Annotated in this window: 15 protein-coding genes; 10 read left to right on the top strand and 5 right to left on the bottom strand. The window is 72.8% G+C overall.

What is annotated here, in order from left to right; all coding sequences use genetic code 11:
• Positions 1 to 503 precede the first annotated feature (503 nt).
• Positions 504 to 674: a hypothetical protein gene (locus tag GTR00_RS00695; protein ID WP_166609748.1), complete on the top strand. Its 171-nt coding sequence runs from the start codon at positions 504 to 506 to the stop codon at positions 672 to 674.
• A 143-nt stretch (positions 675 to 817) separates the two neighbouring features.
• On the opposite strand, the gene GTR00_RS00690 is transcribed toward GTR00_RS00695, so the two are convergent.
• From GTR00_RS00690 to GTR00_RS00680, 3 genes are all read right to left on the bottom strand, one after another.
• On the bottom strand, positions 818 to 1,624 hold the full coding sequence (locus tag GTR00_RS00690) for a hypothetical protein (protein ID WP_166609747.1): 807 nt from the start codon (positions 1,622 to 1,624) through the stop codon (positions 818 to 820).
• A gap of 190 nt (positions 1,625 to 1,814) precedes the next feature.
• Positions 1,815 to 2,228, bottom strand: coding sequence for a VOC family protein (locus GTR00_RS00685; protein WP_166609746.1), 414 nt, complete (start codon positions 2,226 to 2,228; stop codon positions 1,815 to 1,817).
• Between the two features lie 732 nt (positions 2,229 to 2,960).
• On the bottom strand, positions 2,961 to 3,398 hold the full coding sequence (locus GTR00_RS00680) for a hypothetical protein (protein WP_166609745.1): 438 nt from the start codon (positions 3,396 to 3,398) through the stop codon (positions 2,961 to 2,963).
• A 638-nt stretch (positions 3,399 to 4,036) separates the two neighbouring features.
• Between GTR00_RS00680 and GTR00_RS00675 the strand changes: the two genes are divergently transcribed.
• The 8 genes from GTR00_RS00675 to GTR00_RS00635 all read left to right on the top strand — a co-directional run bounded on the left by GTR00_RS00675 (position 4,037) and on the right by GTR00_RS00635 (position 11,621).
• Positions 4,037 to 4,207, top strand: coding sequence for a hypothetical protein (locus tag GTR00_RS00675; RefSeq protein WP_166609744.1), 171 nt, complete (start codon positions 4,037 to 4,039; stop codon positions 4,205 to 4,207).
• A gap of 2 nt (positions 4,208 to 4,209) precedes the next feature.
• Complete coding sequence (locus GTR00_RS00670) at positions 4,210 to 4,710, top strand: hypothetical protein (RefSeq protein ID WP_166609743.1); 501 nt, start codon at positions 4,210 to 4,212, stop codon at positions 4,708 to 4,710.
• Positions 4,707 to 5,348, top strand: a complete 642-nt coding sequence (locus GTR00_RS00665; RefSeq protein WP_166609742.1) for a hypothetical protein — start codon at positions 4,707 to 4,709, stop codon at positions 5,346 to 5,348. Before GTR00_RS00670 ends, GTR00_RS00665 begins: the two co-directional genes overlap by 4 nt.
• Before the next feature lie 803 nt (positions 5,349 to 6,151).
• Positions 6,152 to 8,359 carry a bacterial transcriptional activator domain-containing protein gene (locus tag GTR00_RS00655; protein WP_166609734.1) on the top strand — a complete coding sequence of 736 codons (2,208 nt, stop codon included), beginning with the start codon at positions 6,152 to 6,154 and terminating at the stop codon, positions 8,357 to 8,359.
• Between the two features lie 98 nt (positions 8,360 to 8,457).
• Positions 8,458 to 9,114, top strand: coding sequence for a hypothetical protein (locus GTR00_RS00650; protein ID WP_166609741.1), 657 nt, complete (start codon positions 8,458 to 8,460; stop codon positions 9,112 to 9,114).
• A 128-nt stretch (positions 9,115 to 9,242) separates the two neighbouring features.
• The gene (locus GTR00_RS00645; RefSeq protein WP_166609740.1) at positions 9,243 to 9,998 is read left to right on the top strand and encodes a hypothetical protein; all 756 of its coding nucleotides are present in this window, start codon (positions 9,243 to 9,245) and stop codon (positions 9,996 to 9,998) included.
• Positions 9,999 to 10,038: 40 nt separating this feature from the next.
• On the top strand, positions 10,039 to 10,677 hold the full coding sequence (locus GTR00_RS00640; RefSeq protein ID WP_166609739.1) for a prepilin peptidase: 639 nt from the start codon (positions 10,039 to 10,041) through the stop codon (positions 10,675 to 10,677).
• Complete coding sequence (locus tag GTR00_RS00635; RefSeq protein WP_166609738.1) at positions 10,674 to 11,621, top strand: ABC transporter ATP-binding protein; 948 nt, start codon at positions 10,674 to 10,676, stop codon at positions 11,619 to 11,621. The genes GTR00_RS00640 and GTR00_RS00635 overlap by 4 nt, the downstream gene beginning before the upstream one ends.
• A 67-nt stretch (positions 11,622 to 11,688) precedes the next feature.
• On the opposite strand, the gene GTR00_RS00630 is transcribed toward GTR00_RS00635, so the two are convergent.
• Together GTR00_RS00630 and GTR00_RS00625 are read right to left on the bottom strand one after the other, a co-directional pair.
• Entirely contained in the window at positions 11,689 to 12,783 is a 1,095-nt protein-coding gene (locus GTR00_RS00630) for an LGFP repeat-containing protein (protein ID WP_166609737.1), read from the bottom strand.
• 342 nt (positions 12,784 to 13,125) lie between these two features.
• Entirely contained in the window at positions 13,126 to 13,398 is a 273-nt protein-coding gene (locus GTR00_RS00625) for a hypothetical protein (RefSeq protein WP_240899122.1), read from the bottom strand.
• A gap of 284 nt (positions 13,399 to 13,682) precedes the next feature.
• On the opposite strand from GTR00_RS00625, the gene GTR00_RS00620 reads away from it, so the two are divergent.
• Positions 13,683 to 15,875 (top strand): hypothetical protein (locus GTR00_RS00620; protein WP_166609735.1); only part of this gene is annotated, 2,193 nt, incomplete at its 3' end.

Here is a 15,875-nt window from a genome sequence, read left to right as displayed (position 1 = left end):
CCGGGATCCCCGCGCTCGAGGACGGTGGGTCCGGTACGGCCGCGAAGCGGTGGTGGTCCCGGCGCCAGCAGCGGGTGCTGCTCCGGGCAGGAGACGTGCTCAGCGGGGGTGTGTCGCAGGAGACAGGCCCTGGAGGTGATGAGCACGACAGGGCGAGCGCGGGATGCTGCCGTGTCGAGCAGCGGTCTGACGTCCAACCCCTCGGGTCGTTCCGGTCTTGCCGGTGTCGCGGCGACCCACCCGGCCGACGGTTTCGGAGCGGGTGCGGTGCGCTGGTGGCGTCGGCTGGCCGGGGCGGGCGTGGTGGCGCTGCTCGCGCTCGCCCTCGGATCGCTGGCCACAGGCGAGGACGGCAGGGACCGTGACGCCGGCTCCTGGGCGTTGCTGGTGCCGGCCTTCACCTACCTCGAGGTCCTGGCCTCCCGCCTGGTCCCCGGCCCGGCCCGTGGTGGGAGGTCGTCCCGGAGGAGGTGTCGAGCGGGTTCAGCCGGTCCCGGCCGGTGTTGAGCTTCACCGATGTGGAGGGCCTGCCGACGTCGGCGGCCACGGGGGAGCGGGTGCGGTTGGTGACGGTGCGGGTGCGCGGGGCGGGCTCCGCCCGCGTGGTGGTGGGTACCGGCGCGGCCCGGGTGGTGGAGGGCGGGCCCTGCGCGGACCTCGACCTGACGCGGTAGCGAGCAGCGGAAGGAGGAGTGCGCCGTGCTCGCGACGGCCTGAGCGAGCACGACCGCGAGGTCGACGACGTCCTGGCCAGCGGCATGAGCGTGATGCGGGTGGCGGCTGGAAAGCGTTGAGGAGTTCCCGCTGCCAGCGCTGCTCAGCGCGTCAGGTCCAGGTCCGCACAGGCCCCGCCCAGCACGCCGGCGGCGTCCGCAGTGGCATCTGCGTCGCTGACCACGCACGCCGCGCTCTCGCCGCGCACCCGCACGGTGACCAGCCGCACCGCCTGCCCGGTGCTCCGGGAGATCGCCAGGTCTTCGGCCGGGGTGGACCTGAAGTGGGGTTGTGAGTGACTCAGCCCTGCTGATGCCTGCCCGGCGACGACCTCCCACGCCGGGGCGGCCCGCACCCCGCGCCCGGGCAGGCCAGCCACACCCCCGGCGGCGGCCACCTGCTCGGTGGCGTCCAGCGCGAGCAGGTCGTACGGCGCGGCGGGCCGGAAGACCAGCCACGCCAGCGCGGCGGTGGCCGCCAGACCCATCAGTGCCACCGCGACGGCGGCGCGGGGCGGCACCAGCAGCGCCAGCGCCGCCGTGCCCGCGCCCACCACGGCACCGCACAGCAGGAAGAGCGGCACCAGCAGCAGCAGCAGCGAGCCGACCTCCTGGCTGTAGAAGACCCTGTCGAGGATCACCGCCGCCACCAGGCCCAGCCCGGCACCGGCCAGCGCGTGCCGGCCCACCAGCGCCGCCCCGCGCGCGGCGCCGCTGAGAAGGCGCGAGAGCAGCACCCCGGTGTACGTGCACGCCAGCACGATCAGTGCCCACCAACCGCTGTCGCGGTCGGTGCCGTCCTCACCCGTGGCCAGCGCCCCGAACGTCAGGGCCGCCAGCGCCACCACCCCGGCACCGGCCAGGCGCCGCCACCAGCGCAGCGCCCCGGTGCCGAAGGCGTCGGTGCGCACCGGTGAAATCTGGTCTGGTGCCGGTTCACCTCGTGCGGGTTCACCGCTCGGCCCGGTCGCGTTCACGGCACCAGCATCGTGCTGCGGCTCGTTGGAGGGCACGGTCGAGCGGGCGTTGACAGCTGTTCCGTGCGCCGCAGTGCGCGGGGGCTGAACAGTTCAGCAGGGCGACCGGCAGTACCCAGGGGGGTCAGGTCCGCGATGGTGCACGCCACGTCAGCGCCGTGTCCGTGAGGTCGCGGAGCTGGCCAAGGACCGGCAGCAGGACCGGCATCGCGCCGAGGTCGACCAGTCGTGCGCACTCGGCTTCGAGCGCGGCGACCCGATCGGTACCGGCCCGCACGTCCAGGTGCAGCCGGTTCTTGGCGACCTTGCCCTCGGGGACGCGCTGGAGGAACAACCGTGGACCTACCCCTGTCGGATCGACGCACGCAGCCGCCGCTCCGCGCCGCTGCAGCGGCAGCGTGCGTTCGAAGTCTTCCCACGTGGTGAAGCCCTCCGGTGGTGGCGGCAGGACCTGACCCAGCACCTGGCACCAGGAGCTGGCCGGACGCGGAGGGTCAGCGCAGTCGAACGTGACCTGGACCCGCCGTGCCGTCGGCATGGTCGCAGGCTGGGGCGCGCGGGTGCACCGGCGTGCCCGGTCCGGGGGGCGATCAGGCGGTTGAGCTGGTCGCCGCAGGTGGGTGACTGCTCACACCGATCACCCGCACGTCAAGCAAGAGCTCGCGATGGGCGCCATGACCGTGCGGTGGTGGAGCCGTGCAGCCTGATGGTCTCCTGGGTCCCGTCCCCGAGAGGTCGTGCTCCTGCTTCACTGACGTGTGATCACCGCGCGATCCTGCTGCCTGACCGTTGTGATGGCTGCAGTCCTCCTGGCAGGAGCCGGATGCTCCGGAGACGCTCAGCCCCCGAGGCCGTCGCCTTCGTCCCCCGCCTCGAGCCGTGGCGCGGCGACCCCGCAGCCCAGCCCCGCGGTCACGGCCGCCGTCAGCATGGTCATGTGTGTCGGGGAGTCCGTCGAGCACCCGCCCGCATCGACGGTGCGCGTCGACGTCGACGATGCAGGCAGCGTCACGAACGTGGCCTACATGGAGGTGCCGGGCCAACTGGTCGTTCCTCTGCCCTCAAGCACCGCGCAGGTCCTCGTCGATGGAGTGCCGTGGCTGTCGGGGCCGGCGGCTGCTGATCCGCTGCACGCCTACGGGTCGGGGTGCCCTACGACCACGCCGCCTGCTTCCTGAGCTGGCCGGGGCAGGAGCTGAGACCCCGTAGGGGGACGACGTGTCTCGCGAGGTCGTCAAGCAGCGCGGCTCGCGCCATGACCGTGAACTCCTCACGAGGCTGACGAGGTGGGCAGGCGCAGCGGACGACAGCACCACGGTGCGCTGAGCCAGGCCGCTGCAGCGGCCACCCCGCCGGCCAGGACGCCCCGCTGCAGCAGGTGCGTGCCCGGGGGCAGGCTCCACCTCGCCGCCACACCGATCAGGACACCGGTGCACAGCGCCAGGACCACTCGCGCGAGCAGGGCGTGGCGGCGCGCCAGGTGCACGGCCAGGCACCCACCGACGGCGCCGCTGCCCGCGCCGAAGAGCGCGCCGAGGACGGCACCGAAGCCGCCGCCGAAGAGTGCGGCGGCGCCGGTGGAGAACGCCGCATCGCCCAGCAGGGTCGAGGTTCCGGTGACGGCTCCGCCGACCGCGCCCAGCACGGTGCCGGCGACTGCGGTGCGGGCGGTGCCGGCCCAGCGGCTGCGGTGCTCGTCCTCGCTCATCGACGACCTCTCGCGGTGCGGTCCGGGACCCACCCGGGGCGGGGCCCACGATGGGCGTTCTGATCATGGTGTCATCGAGGGCCTCGGTGTGCGGGGGAACGAGGCATCTGCGTCCTGGCGGGTCGCCCAGCACGGGGGCAGAGCGCTGTACGGCTGTCGCTGCTGGCGCAGACCGCACGCTCAACGCGGGATGACCTTGGAGTCGTGGCAGCGGCGGGGAGGGCCGCCGCCGCACCCTGCGGGGTCGAGCGGGGGGCGTGCGGGAGACGGTGGATCGGGCTGCCTCAGCTGGTGGTGACGGCCACGCCCCACTGCGAGGGGCCTCCGTGGGGGTCAGTGACTGAAAAGGTGGCGGTATCGGCAGTGGGGGTGAGGTCACCGACGCGGTGACCTTGCCCGTCGCAGGCGACGGTGACCGCGGTGCCGGCCAGGTCCAGGCCGAGGCTCCCGTCGCCGGTGCAGGCGGCGAAGGCGCCGTAGGTGGTGCCGGCGGTGGGGGGACCGACGGGAACCAGGCCGCCGCCGACGCCGCCCGCCAGGCCTCGCTGGCTCGCAGCGCCGCAGCCGCCGCCACCAGCGCGCGCAGCGGTGCCCTGAGCACGCTGGCCCGGCAAGGACTGCGGTGCACAGGCGCCCAGGTGAGCATCGACACCGCCGCCTTCTCCACCGCGGTGGGAACCGACGCCAACGTCTCAGCCACCGTCACCTGCCCCGTGGCCCTGGGTGACATCGCCCTGCCCGGGTTGCCGGGCACCAAGGTCGTCACCGCTACCTGGGTCTCCCCGCTCGACACCATCCGGGAGCGCTGACCGTGACGTTCACCGAGCCCGATGCTCACCCGGCCGTTCTCACCGAGGGCGGGTCCGGCGACGGGACCTGCCGCGGCTGTCGGGTTGAGCGCGCCGACGAGGGAAACCTGTCACTGTTCGTCGCCGTCATCGCCGTGGCCCTGCTCGCTGTCATCGGGCTGGCCTACGACGGTGCGGCCAAGGTGCAGGCCACCCAGCAAGCCGACCTGGCGGCCGCGGAAGCCGCACGAGCAGCGGGGCAGGAGCTGAACGTCGGCACAGCGATCCTGACCAGCGGACGGTCCACCCCCATCGACCCAGCCCCCGCAGCGGCCGCGGCGAACCGCTACCTCGCCGCGGCGGGGATGAACGGATCCGCCGCTGTCACGGGGGAGACCGTTACTGTGACAACGAGGGTGCAGTGGACGCCCGTGCTGCTGACCATGGTCGGAGTCGGGCCACAAGCAGTCGAAGGCCACGCCACTGCCCGGGCCGCGAACGGCATCACCGAGGAGACGCCATGACCCAGCTGCGCAACGTCCCGGTGACCGCGCCCGCACCGGCAACCCGACGGGGCGTCTACACGCGCGCGCTCCTGGCTGCGGTGGCAGTTGTCCTGCTGGTGGTCGGTGCGCCCGTCGCGCTGGTCGTGTTCGCGGGCAACCCGCTGCCCGAGGACGTGTCCTGGACGGCGATGCAACGGGTCCTCAGCGAGCCGGACATCGACGGCGGTGTCTTCCTCCAGACCCTCGCCGTCGTCGGCTGGTTGGGATGGGCGAGCCTGTTCATCTCCATCGTCGTCGAGGTCATCGCCTTCGCCAGGCACCGGCCCGCGCCTCGACTGGGCGCGGCCTTCAGCGTGCAGCAGCAGTTCACCGCAGGCCTCATCGGAGCCATCACGCTTCTCTTCCTCGCGCCGGCCAGCGTCGCGGCGGCCGCCGCCCCAGTGCTGCGGGCGCAGCACGTGCGCAGTCCTCGGTCAGCGTCGCGCCGGTTCAGGCGTCCACGCCGACCACCGCGGGCACGACCTCGGCAACTTCCACGGCACGCACGCCCAAGGCAGAACCCGTCCTCTACACGGTGCAGCCTGGCGACAGCCTGTGGTCGGTGGCGGAGGCGCACTTGGGTGACGGCAACCGGTACAGCGAGCTCGCCGCGCTGAACAGCGCCCGCGTGCAGCCCGACGGCGACCACCTCGACGACAGCCACTGGCTGCGCCCCGGTTGGGTCCTCGAGCTGCCGGCCGACGCGGGCGCCAAGGTCGCCCCGGCCGGTGGCTCCAGAGTCGTGGCGGCGGGGGAGAGCTTGTGGTCGATCGCCGACGAGATGGCCGGGCCCGGCGCGAGCGACCAGGAGGTCGCTGACCTCGCCGAGCAGATCGTCGAGCACTCCCGCGGCCTCCAGCAGCCCGGCGGAGCGCGCCTGCAGGACCCCAACGTGATCTTGCCCGGGTGGACGCTCGCGGCCGCCGACACCACCGCCGACACCACCGCCGACACCACCGCCGACACGCCGGCGGCGCCTGCTCCGGCGGCGCCTGCTCCGGCGGCGCCTGCTCCGGCGGCGCCTGCTCCGGCGGCGCCTGCTCCGGCGGCGCCTGCTCCGGCGGCGCCTGCTCCGGCGGCGCCTGCTCCGGCGGCGCCTGCGCCCTCGAGCGCGGCGCCCTCCAGCGCATCCACCACCACTCCGCAGCCTTCGAGCTCCACGGCCGCGAACGCGCCAGGATCGCCGACAGCACCGCAAGCAACCGCCTCGGCTCCAGCACCCACCACGGGAGCAACGACGTCGGCGCCTGTGACGGCAGCCAGCGGCGCCGCGTCCACGACCGACCCGGCCGAGGAGGCCGCCTGGCCCCTTCGCACCGTCGGCGGAGTCGGTGCCCTCCTGGCGGCCGGTGTGCTGAGCTTGCTGGCAGCACGGCGAGCACGTCAGCAGCGTCGCCGCCGACCGGGCCAGCGCATCGCCATGCCCAGCCCGCAGGATGAGATCACCGAGCTGGAGCTGCGCGCCGTGGAGAACCCGCACGCCGTGCAGCAGGTCGACACCGCACTGCGCGGGCTGGCGCTGTGGCTGCACGAGAACGACCGGCCGCTGCCGGCGCTGAACCTCGCACGCCTGGCCGCGGACCGCTTCCAGCTGCACCTGGCCGAGCCCACGCAGCTGCCGGCGCCGTGGAGGGCCACGGGAGACCCCACCGTCTGGGCGCTGGCGTGCGACCCGGAGGACCCCGACGCGCTCTACGTGCCGCAGCGCAGCGACGGCACGGCCGTGGACGCGGACCTGGTGGCCCAGGTGCCCGCGCCCTACCCGAGCCTCGTTGTCATCGGCCAGGACCTCGAGGGCACCCACGTCCTGCTCGACCTCGAGCAGCTGGTCGCCATCAGCATCAACGGGGACGCCAGGCGCAGCGAGCAGGTCCTGCGAGCGCTCGCGGTCGAGCTGGCCACCAGCACGTGGGCTGACGACCTGCGCGTGACCCTGGTCGACTGCTGCGAGGAGCTCCCGGAGGCGTTGGGGTCGCTGCGGGTGCGGCACCTGCGCGATGTCGAGGAGCTGCTGCGGGACCTGGAAGGGCACAGCCGTTCCACCGCGCAGCTGTTGCAGCGCGAGGGCGTCCAGGACGTGGCGCAGGCTCGCGGTCAGCACGTGGCCACCGAGGCCGCGGCACCGGAGATCGTGCTGCTGGCCACGCCGATCAGCGACGAGCAGCGCGACCGACTGGACCGGGTGCTCAACGAGCACCCGCGCCTGGGCATCGCAGCCGTCACCGCCGGTGCCGCTGCCGACATCGACAGCTGGACGCTGACGCTCGACGACCCGGCCTTCAACCTCGACCCCGCGGCGGGTGAGGCGAGCGAGGAGGTGAGCAGCGAGATCGAAGGCTCCGGCACTGCGACGCTGGAGGAGTTGTCGCTGCGCATCGTGCCCCAGCGCATCGACGACGCCGAGTACGCCAGCATCCTCAACCTGCTGCGCGCCACCACGGCCAGCTCCACGGACGAAGAGGTCGACGCGATGCCGGCCGAGCGCCACGTGGACGACCTTCCCCCCGTCATCGTGCTGCCCCGCGCGGACTTCTACAGCGACCTTCCGCACGCCAGCATCAACCTGCGCGAGATCCCCGCCCACGTCAGCGCATCACCCACCGGCCACGAGGCAGCAGCGCCCGCACCACTGCCTGCCGGCACCGAGCAGGACGTTGAGCAGGACGTCTTCGGTGACGTCACTGCCCACGGCCAGGAGGTCACGGAGTCCACCCAGAGGCAGCAGGGGGCCGGGACGACGCACCTAGCCGACGCTGACCCCGCGAGCGCTGACCCCGCGAGCGCTGACCCCGCGAGCGCTGACCCCTCGAGCGCTGACCTCTCGAGCGCGGTGCTGGCCCCGGCCAGTGACCTCGGTGAGGACGCGCCCGGAGCCACGGTGCAGCGCCTGCACCCGCCGCTGCTGCGGGTGCTGGGCACCGTCGACGTCATCAACACCCACGGCCAGGTGCCCGACGACCGCGGCAGGCTGGGCCGAGGGCTCGAACTGGCGATCCTGCTGGCCTTCTTCCCCGGCTTGGACCACCGAGGCGTGGACGCCAAGCTCTCCCCGAACAGGCCCATCGCCACCGCCACCCGCAACAAGTGGTCCTGGGCCATCCGCAAGCTGCTGGGCACCGACGAGAACGGCGACGACTACATCCCCAAGTTCTCCGAGTCGACCGGCTTCCGCTACCACCTGCACCCGGCGGTGCGCACCGACTGGCACGTCTTCAGCGAGCTCGCCGCCGACCGCTCCACCGCCTCGAAGGTCAAGGCCCTGCGCCTGGTGCGCGGCGCGCCGTTCAGCGGCATCGACCCGCGCCGCTACACCTGGTCCGAGGGCCTGCACCAGGAGATCGTCAGCACCATCGTCGACGTCGCCTTCGAGGTGGCCGAGCGGGCCCTGGCCTCCGGCAACCCCGAGCTCGCCCGTGAGGCATCGGCCATCGGGCGCCTGGCCGAGCCGGGCTCGCAGGTCCTGTGGCGCGCGACGCTGCGCGCGGACTACCTGCTGGGCGACCACGACGCGCTCGCCGAGCACGCCGAGCGCCTCAGCGAGAGCAACGACGACGACCTGGAGCCCGAGACGACCCAGCTGCTCGGCGAGCTCCTGCAGGGGCCCGCAGCCCGCGCGAGCGCCCAGTGACGCGCACCCCCAGATGCACAGGGAGAGGACCGATCGAGATGGACACCACCACCGGCCGTGAGCAGACTCGGGACCACCCGTTAGAGGAGCTGCGCACCATGGCACTGAGCAACGAGACCGACTCTCAGCAGGGCACCCCCGGCCCGACCGTCAAGCGGTCGGGCCGCCGTGGCCTCCTCTGGGCTGTCGCGGCGCTCGCGGTGCTGCTCCTCGTGGCCGTGGTCGGCTTCCTCGTCACCGGCCGCGACCAGGAGCCCACGGTGGCCCCGAGTGCTGCCGCCACCGTGGATGCGGCCGCCAGCCAGGCCGCGATGGACGCCTCCTGGCAGGCCACGCAGGACTACTACGCCGCCTTCGACCGCGCCTCGCAGTCCGCGAGCCTCGAGGCTGTCGACATGGCGGCCGCGGCGTGGCCGGCGGAGGTCGACTCGGTGGTGAGGTGGGTTGAAGGCCTCGCAAGCTCCGCGCAGCACCAGACCGGCGACTCGGTCGCCTCCTTGATCTCCCAGGAGTTCGTGCCCTCCAAGGACCCGGCCACCGCCGGCGACCCCGCCTACGGGCAGGTCGTGCAGCAGATCTGCCTGGACACCAGCGGTACGGACCTCGTCGACAACGCCACCGGGCAGAGCGTGCGCGCCCCGGCTCCGGGCAAGACCGAGATCATCACGCGGTCCCCGGCCACGATCACCGTCGAGCGCACCGGTGGCGTCTGGAAGGTGCGCAGCGAGGACGTCGACTACGAGACGACGTGCTGACCCGGGCGCGACAGGTACTGGCCGCCGCCTCGCTCGCCTTGACGGCGGGGCTCACGCTCGCCCCCGCCGGTCACGCCGCTGCCCCCGCCGGCGGCAGTGTGGTGTGCGAAAAGGGTCAGTGCAGAGTCGTGGTCAGCACGCCCGGCAACGCCGGCTCCTCCAGGCCGAGTACCGGCACCGGCAACGGCACCGGGGGACGCAAGACCACCCAGCCGGTGGGGCAGCGCAAGCCGCCGACCATCCCCGACGACCCGACCGGACAGCGGGTGCGCACGGTGGAGTGCTCCACGGTGCCGGGGTACTCGTGCCTGATCGCCGACGACGGCACCGACTTCTTCACCGGACTGCCGTACACCCCGCCGGCTGCTGCTGCGCCCGGCGCCGCTCCTGCACCGGTGGTCATCGACCCGGCGCAGGTGGCTGCGCTGGCCGTGGCGCGCCTGCAGATCCAGGCCCCGGACGTGCAGCTGGTGCCCAAGCCCGAGCCGGGCGGGTTCGGCTTCATCGGCCTGCCGGTGTGGCTGTGGACCCCGCAGGCGCAGTGGCAGCCCATCAGCGCCACCGCCTCCATCGCCGGGGTGACGGTGACCGCCACCGCGCAGCTGTCCAGCATCGACTTCGACATGGGCGACGGCGCGGTGGTGCGCTGCGAGAGCCCGGGCCTGCCGTACCAGGCGTCCTTCGGCGACCGTGACTCGCCCACCTGCGGGCACCGCTACAGCAAGACCTCCGCGCACGAGCCGAACCAGGAGTACACGATCACGGCGACCGCCACCTACGACGTCACCTGGGCCGGCGCCGCCACCGGCTCGACGACGTTGGACGCGACCTCGAACACGGCGCTGGCCATGGGCGAGCGCCAGATCCTCGTCACCGTCGGCTGACGCCCACCGACCCATCACCGACCTGCCACCCGGGAGCAGCGTGACGACCACCGCCGCCATGATCGATGAGAGCAGCACCGCTGTGCCCGCCGGCCTGCTCGCGGGCCTGCTGGGGGCCGTGGCGGCCAGCTTCGCCGCCCTGGTGGCCGCCCGCCTGCCCGCTGGCCTGTCGCTGGCTGAGCCCTCGCACTGCGACAGCTGCCAGCGCCGGCTGCGCCCGCTCGAGCTCGTACCCGTCGCCAGCTGGCTGCTGCTGCGCGCGCGCTGCCGCAGCTGCCGCGCGGCGGTGCCCGCGCGCTACGTCCTGGCCGAGGTCGCCTGCGCCGCGGCCTGGGCGGCGCTCGCCTGCGCGCTGCCCGGCGGGGCAGCGCTCGCCGCGGCCCTGCTGACCGCCTGGCTGGTCCTGCTCGTCCTGCTCGTGCGCATCGAGCACCCCGCTGGCACCTCAGTGCGCTCGCGTCCGCCGGCGCAGCTGCTGGCTGCGGTGCTGCCGGCGGCCGGGGTGGCGGCACTGCTGGACTCGCTGCTCGCCCAGCTGCACGTGCAGCTGGGGCCGGCCCTGGCGTGGGCCCTGCCCGGCATCGGGGCCCTGCTGCTCGGTGCCCTGCTGTCCACCCGGACGACCGAGCCTGCCCGCTCCACCGCGTCCGCCCGGTCCACGCTCAGGAGCTTCCGGTGATCGAAGTCGCAGGCCTGCGCAAGGTCTACCGCGCCGCCCACCACGACGTCGTCGCCGTGGACGAGCTCACCTTCAGCGTGCGCCCGGGCGCGGTCACCGGCTTCCTCGGCCCCAACGGCGCCGGCAAGTCCACCACCATGCGGATGATCGCCGGCCTGGAGGCACCCAGCGCCGGGCACGCCCTCGTCGCCGGCCGGCCCTTCACCGAGCACCCCCAGCCGATGTCGGCGCTGGGAGTGCTGCTGGAGGCCAAAGCCATGCACCCCGGACGCACCGCGCGCCGGCACCTGCAGGTCCTGGCCGCCACCAACGGCCTGCCGGCCCGCCAGGTCGACACGGTCCTCGAGCTCGTCGGGCTGGCCGACGCCGCCGAGCGCCGCGTCGGCGCCTTCTCCATGGGCATGGGCCAGCGCCTGGGCCTGGCCGCAGCCCTGCTGGGGGATCCAGCCGGCGTGATGCTCGACGAGCCCCTCAACGGCCTGGACCCCGACGGCATCGTGTGGATGCGCGAGCTGCTGCAGCAGATGGCCGCACAGGGCCGCACCGTCTTCCTCTCCTCGCACCTGATGAGCGAGATGGCCCTGACCGCCGACCACCTCATCGTCGTCGCCGGCGGCCGGCTGCTGGCCGACGAGAGCATGAGCGACTTCCTCGCGCAAACCCCCAGCGGCGTGCGCGTCGCCTCCCCGCAAGCCGCGCAGCTGCGCGAGGCGCTCGAGCAGCTCGTAGCGCACCGGCGGGCAGCGGGTCACCCCGCAGCACTCACCGCCGGACCGCCCGCGTCCGCCGGGGCCCTGATCGTTCAGGGGGTGACCGCAGTGGAGATTGGGCAGGCCGCCCAGGACAGGAGCGTCGTCCTCAGCGAGCTCGTGACGGTGCAGGCGTCCCTGGAGGAGGCGTTCATGAAGATGACCACCGCACGCGTGAGCGCGCACACGCAGTGAGGGCTTCGCGGGATGACCCCGCGAAGCCCTCACTGCAGCAGCTGCCGCCAGACAGCTTCGGTGCGCGTCACACGGCGATGAACTCCACGTCCTCCACGAACCAGCCGTCCAGGCGCTCGGCCATGCCCAGCACCAGGTAGGAAGACTCGTAGGGCCCGTAGAGGCGGTCGTAAGAGAAGTAGCACTCCATGCCCGCGGTGGACTCCACGTAACCGCTGAAGTCTGAACGCTCGCAGCTGGAGAAGTTGAACCGCCAGCCAGGATCGTCCTCGACGCCCCACATCTCGCTGGTTGCCCGCATCGAGGCGTAGTCCGCGCTGACGTCTGGGCTGTCCTGCTCCCAGCCGCTTACGAAGCACTGCGCGGCCTGCGAGATGGAGGCCGTCTGGTGCGGTACGGGGCAGCCCGGGATTCCGGAGTCGGTGATGGTGCGGTTGACTCGTGCTCCGGTGCCCGCGCTCCACTCGATGAAGCCGCGCTCGAAGTTGACGCGCTTGCCGCCGGGGATGTCGAACTCGCTGGAGGTGGGGAAGCCCAGCTGTCCGCTCTCCCAGCCGGTGGCTGCCCACGCGTCGCGGATGGCGCCCCACACCACGTGCGCGCCGATGCCCGGTCCCCAGTAGATCGAGCCGCCCTGGAAGACGTTGTAGGCGCCGCGTCCGTTGGGGGTGGGGATCTGGCTGGTGGTGGGAAAGCCCAGGCGGCCGTTCTCCCAGCCGGCCCAGGCGTACGCGTCGCGGATCAAGCCGCGCACCGCATGCGCTCCGGTGGCGGGGGAGAAGTAGATCGAGCCGCCCTCGAAGGCGTTGTAGGCGCCGCGCCCGTTCGGGGTGGTGACCTCGTTGGTGATGGGGAAGCCCAAGTAGCCGTTCTCCCACCCCAGCCGGCCCCAGCCGGCGCGAATCTCCCCGTGCGTCTCCCACGCGCCCGTCCACGGGGACCAGTAGATGGAGCCGCGGTCGAAGGCGACGTAGGCGCCCTTGCCGTTGGGGGTGCGGATCTCCGGCGAGCGCGGAGCACCGAGTAGACCGGCTTCCCCGCCCAAGGCGTCGTAGCGCACCCCGATCTCCCCGCCGACTCGAGGGTCGGCCTGCGCCGGCACCGCCAGCACCAATGAAGCCACGGCGGCGGCCACGCCACCGAGCACACGTCCCAGTCTCATAGTTGCCTCCAAGCAATCACCGGCACCCTAGCGAGCAGGCGTGCCGCCGGAGGCTCTATGAGCAAGGTGCCGGCGACCTGGTCGGGCATCGCCGCCGGCACGGCTGCGCCGCGCGCACGACGGAGGCGGGACAGCGACGTGCGCACGGCGTGAGGCGTACTGCGTTCATCAGGCGGCCGGATCACCGGCGGCGACGTCGGCATCCGGCAGTGGCGGGCCGCGGCCCAGCATCGCCCGACGCACGTCCCCGCGCAGCAGGTGCCAGCGCTTGCTGCTGCTCTATCGGCCGCGCAGGTGCTCGAGATGCTTGGCGGGCAGCTGGGGGCGGCCACTGCTGTCCGCTTAGTACAGCTCCCGTGTCCGCTGCAGCAGCCTGCACACCACCGTCGGTCTCTCGTAGCCCTCCGGCTCGCCGTCGACGGGGGAGCGGCCGATCGGCACCACGGTCACCCCGGCCATCGCCGGCCCCTGCTGCATGTCCGCGGGCAGGAGGTCGTCCTCACGCAGGCACAGCGCGCGGTTGCGGGTGGTCTGGTCCGCATCGGCCCACCAGGAGTGCACCGCCTCCGCCTGCGTCATGCCGCCAGCTTCCCCGTCGAGCAGCTGGACGCTCAACTCGACGGCTGCTGCGTCGTCAGCCGATGGAGGTGTAGGCGCTGACGCTGCTTTCGCTATCCACGGCGATGCCCACCTGGTCGTTGACGAGTATGGAAGTAGCGCTTGCGCTTAACATTGCAGTCGCTGCTCGTCGATGCAGGGGTGCGTGCAGCGGCGCGCAAGTTACATAGCAGAGCAATAATCCTTGCTAACCCTGATACGCTCTTCGCGTGAGCACATTATATTTTGTCACTTACTTCGATTGCTGTACTTAAGCCACCGCAGGTGGCTACCGTCGATTCGTGGAGAATGACGCGTCGCCTGCGGATGGGGTTGTCCTCGATGTGGAGCTCGAGCAGCGCCTGAGGCTGGGCCCGCTCAGCCCCGCCGAGCGGCGCCTAATCGCCAGCTTGATTACCGGCGAGGTGGCCGATGTCCACGACGACGGCCCCGACCAGCCCGGCCCCGACGGGCGCACCGGAGGGCGTGGGCACGTGCGCGCCACCCTCATCCGCATGATCATGTTGGGGCGGGTCCTTCCCTTCGCCGAGATCGACCCGCACGGGCTGCGCCTGACCGGCGCGCACCTGCACCAGCGCCTAGACCTAGACGAGCTCACCAGCCCGTTGCCGCTGGTGCTGATCGACTGCCACCTGACTGAGGGACTGAGCGCCGCCCGCGCTTCCTTGCACACCCTGCACCTGACCGATGGCACCACCGTGCGCTGCACCGACCCGGAGCAGCCCGCGCTGGATGCCGGCGGCCTCAAGCTCGCCCACGACCTGCGCCTGCAGTGCGACATCGCCGGCGACAGCCCACGCGGTGCGATCGTCCTGCTCAGCGCCAGCATCGGCGGCCACCTGGACTGCGAAGACGGAACTGTCGCCAATGTCTCTGGTTTTGCCCTGGACGGGTACGGGATGAGCACCGGCGGCGGTGTTTTCCTGCAAGGTACGTTGAGCGGCGCCGGCGAGGACGGCGCGGTGCGCCTAGCGGAAGCGAGCATCGGCGGGCCGTTGGACTGCACCGGGGGCACCCTCACCAACGAGACCGGCCCGGCCCTGGCCGCCGACGGGCTGGGCACCGGCGGCGACGCCTTCTTGCGGGGTACGTTCACCGGCGCCGGTAAGGACGGCGCGGTCCGCCTGCCAGGGGCGAGGGTCGGCGGGCAGCTGGACTGCACCGGCGGCACCCTCACCAATCAGACCGGCCCGGCCCTGCACGCCGACACGCTGAGCACCGGCGGCAGTGCCGGTCTGATGGGCACCTTCACCGGTGCCGGCGAGGACGGCGCGGTGCGCCTGCTGGGGGCGAAGATCGGCGGGCAGCTGGACTGCACCGGCGGCACCCTCACCAATCAGACCGGCCCGGCCCTGCACGCCGACACGCTGAGCACCGACGGCCATGCCTTCCTGGATGGGAAGTTCACCGGTGATGGGGAAGCCGGCGCAGTTGGCCTGACCGGGGCCAAGATCGGCGGGCAGCTGACCTGTACCGAGGGCATCCTCACCAATCAGACCGGTCCCGCCCTGGCCGCCGACGGGCTGAGCACCGGCAGCGACGCCGGCCTGATGGGCACCTTCACCGGCGCCGGCGAAAACGGCGTGGTGCGCCTGCGCGGGGCGAGGATCGGCGGGCAGCTGCGGCTCAGCCCTCCAGGGTCCGTCTCCTGGTCCCCAGTGCCGGCCGCACCACCGCCCTCCTCGTCGTCCTCTGCGCCGGAGCAGGCGCCGGCGCCGGTGGTGTGGCTGCAGGCCGCCACCGTGACGGGCAATCTGTTCCTCTCCCCCTCTTTCGCCGCGGCGGGCACCCCGGCGCGGTGGCTGGCGCTGGGCGGGCTGACCTACCGCGGCCTGCCCCTGGGTACCGGCCGGGTGACCAGGGGTGCGAAGACAGATGTCGATCAGTCAGGTGTCGATCAGTGGCTGCAGCTGCTGGCGAAGCACACCACCGGCTACGCCGCCCAGCCCTGGCAGCACCTGGCCGCCGCCCACCGCGCCGTCGGGCACGAGCGGGACGCCAAGAAGATCCTCATCGCCCAGCAGGACGACCGCCGCCGGCGCATCCTGCGCCCCCCGGGACCGCGCTGGAAGCTCTGGCGCCAGCCGTGGCGCCGGGTGCGCTACCACCTGATGTGGTGGTCCAAGTGGCTGACCGGGTACGGGTACAAGACCTCCTGGACCCTGGCCTGGCTGCTGGGCTGGACGGTGCTGTCCATCGGGTTGGCGCTGGGTACGGCGCTGGTGCACGCCGACACCCTGCTCAAGCCCGACCCCGACGCCCCCGCGCAGGTGGTGACCCGCAAGGTCGCCGCGCACGGACGCACGACACTCGACCCGGGCGGGTTGTGCTCGCCCGGGGAGCGCATCGGGCTGGGGCTGGAGTGGGCACTGCCGTTCGTGAGGACCGGGGCCAGCGGCACGTGCGTGCTGAACACCACCGACCCGGCCGGGCAGTGGGTCACGGCGGCCAGCTGGGGGGTGCAGGCGGGGGGG

This window comes from Kineococcus indalonis, assembly GCF_009906395.1.
GTDB lineage: Bacteria > Actinomycetota > Actinomycetes > Actinomycetales > Kineococcaceae > Kineococcus > Kineococcus indalonis.
This window is presented reverse-complemented; position numbering and strand designations above follow the sequence as displayed.

Coding starts and splice junctions, on each gene's coding strand:
- GTR00_RS00685 (WP_166609746.1), bottom strand. CDS start 2,228: ATGCCGACGGCACGGCGGGTCCAGGTCACGTTCGACTGCGCTGACCCT.
- GTR00_RS00680 (WP_166609745.1), bottom strand. CDS start 3,398: ATGAGCGAGGACGAGCACCGCAGCCGCTGGGCCGGCACCGCCCGCACC.
- GTR00_RS00665 (WP_166609742.1), top strand. CDS start 4,707: ATGACCCAGCTGCGCAACGTCCCGGTGACCGCGCCCGCACCGGCAACC.
- GTR00_RS00655 (WP_166609734.1), top strand. CDS start 6,152: ATGCCCAGCCCGCAGGATGAGATCACCGAGCTGGAGCTGCGCGCCGTG.
- GTR00_RS00650 (WP_166609741.1), top strand. CDS start 8,458: ATGGCACTGAGCAACGAGACCGACTCTCAGCAGGGCACCCCCGGCCCG.
- GTR00_RS00630 (WP_166609737.1), bottom strand. CDS start 12,783: ATGAGACTGGGACGTGTGCTCGGTGGCGTGGCCGCCGCCGTGGCTTCA.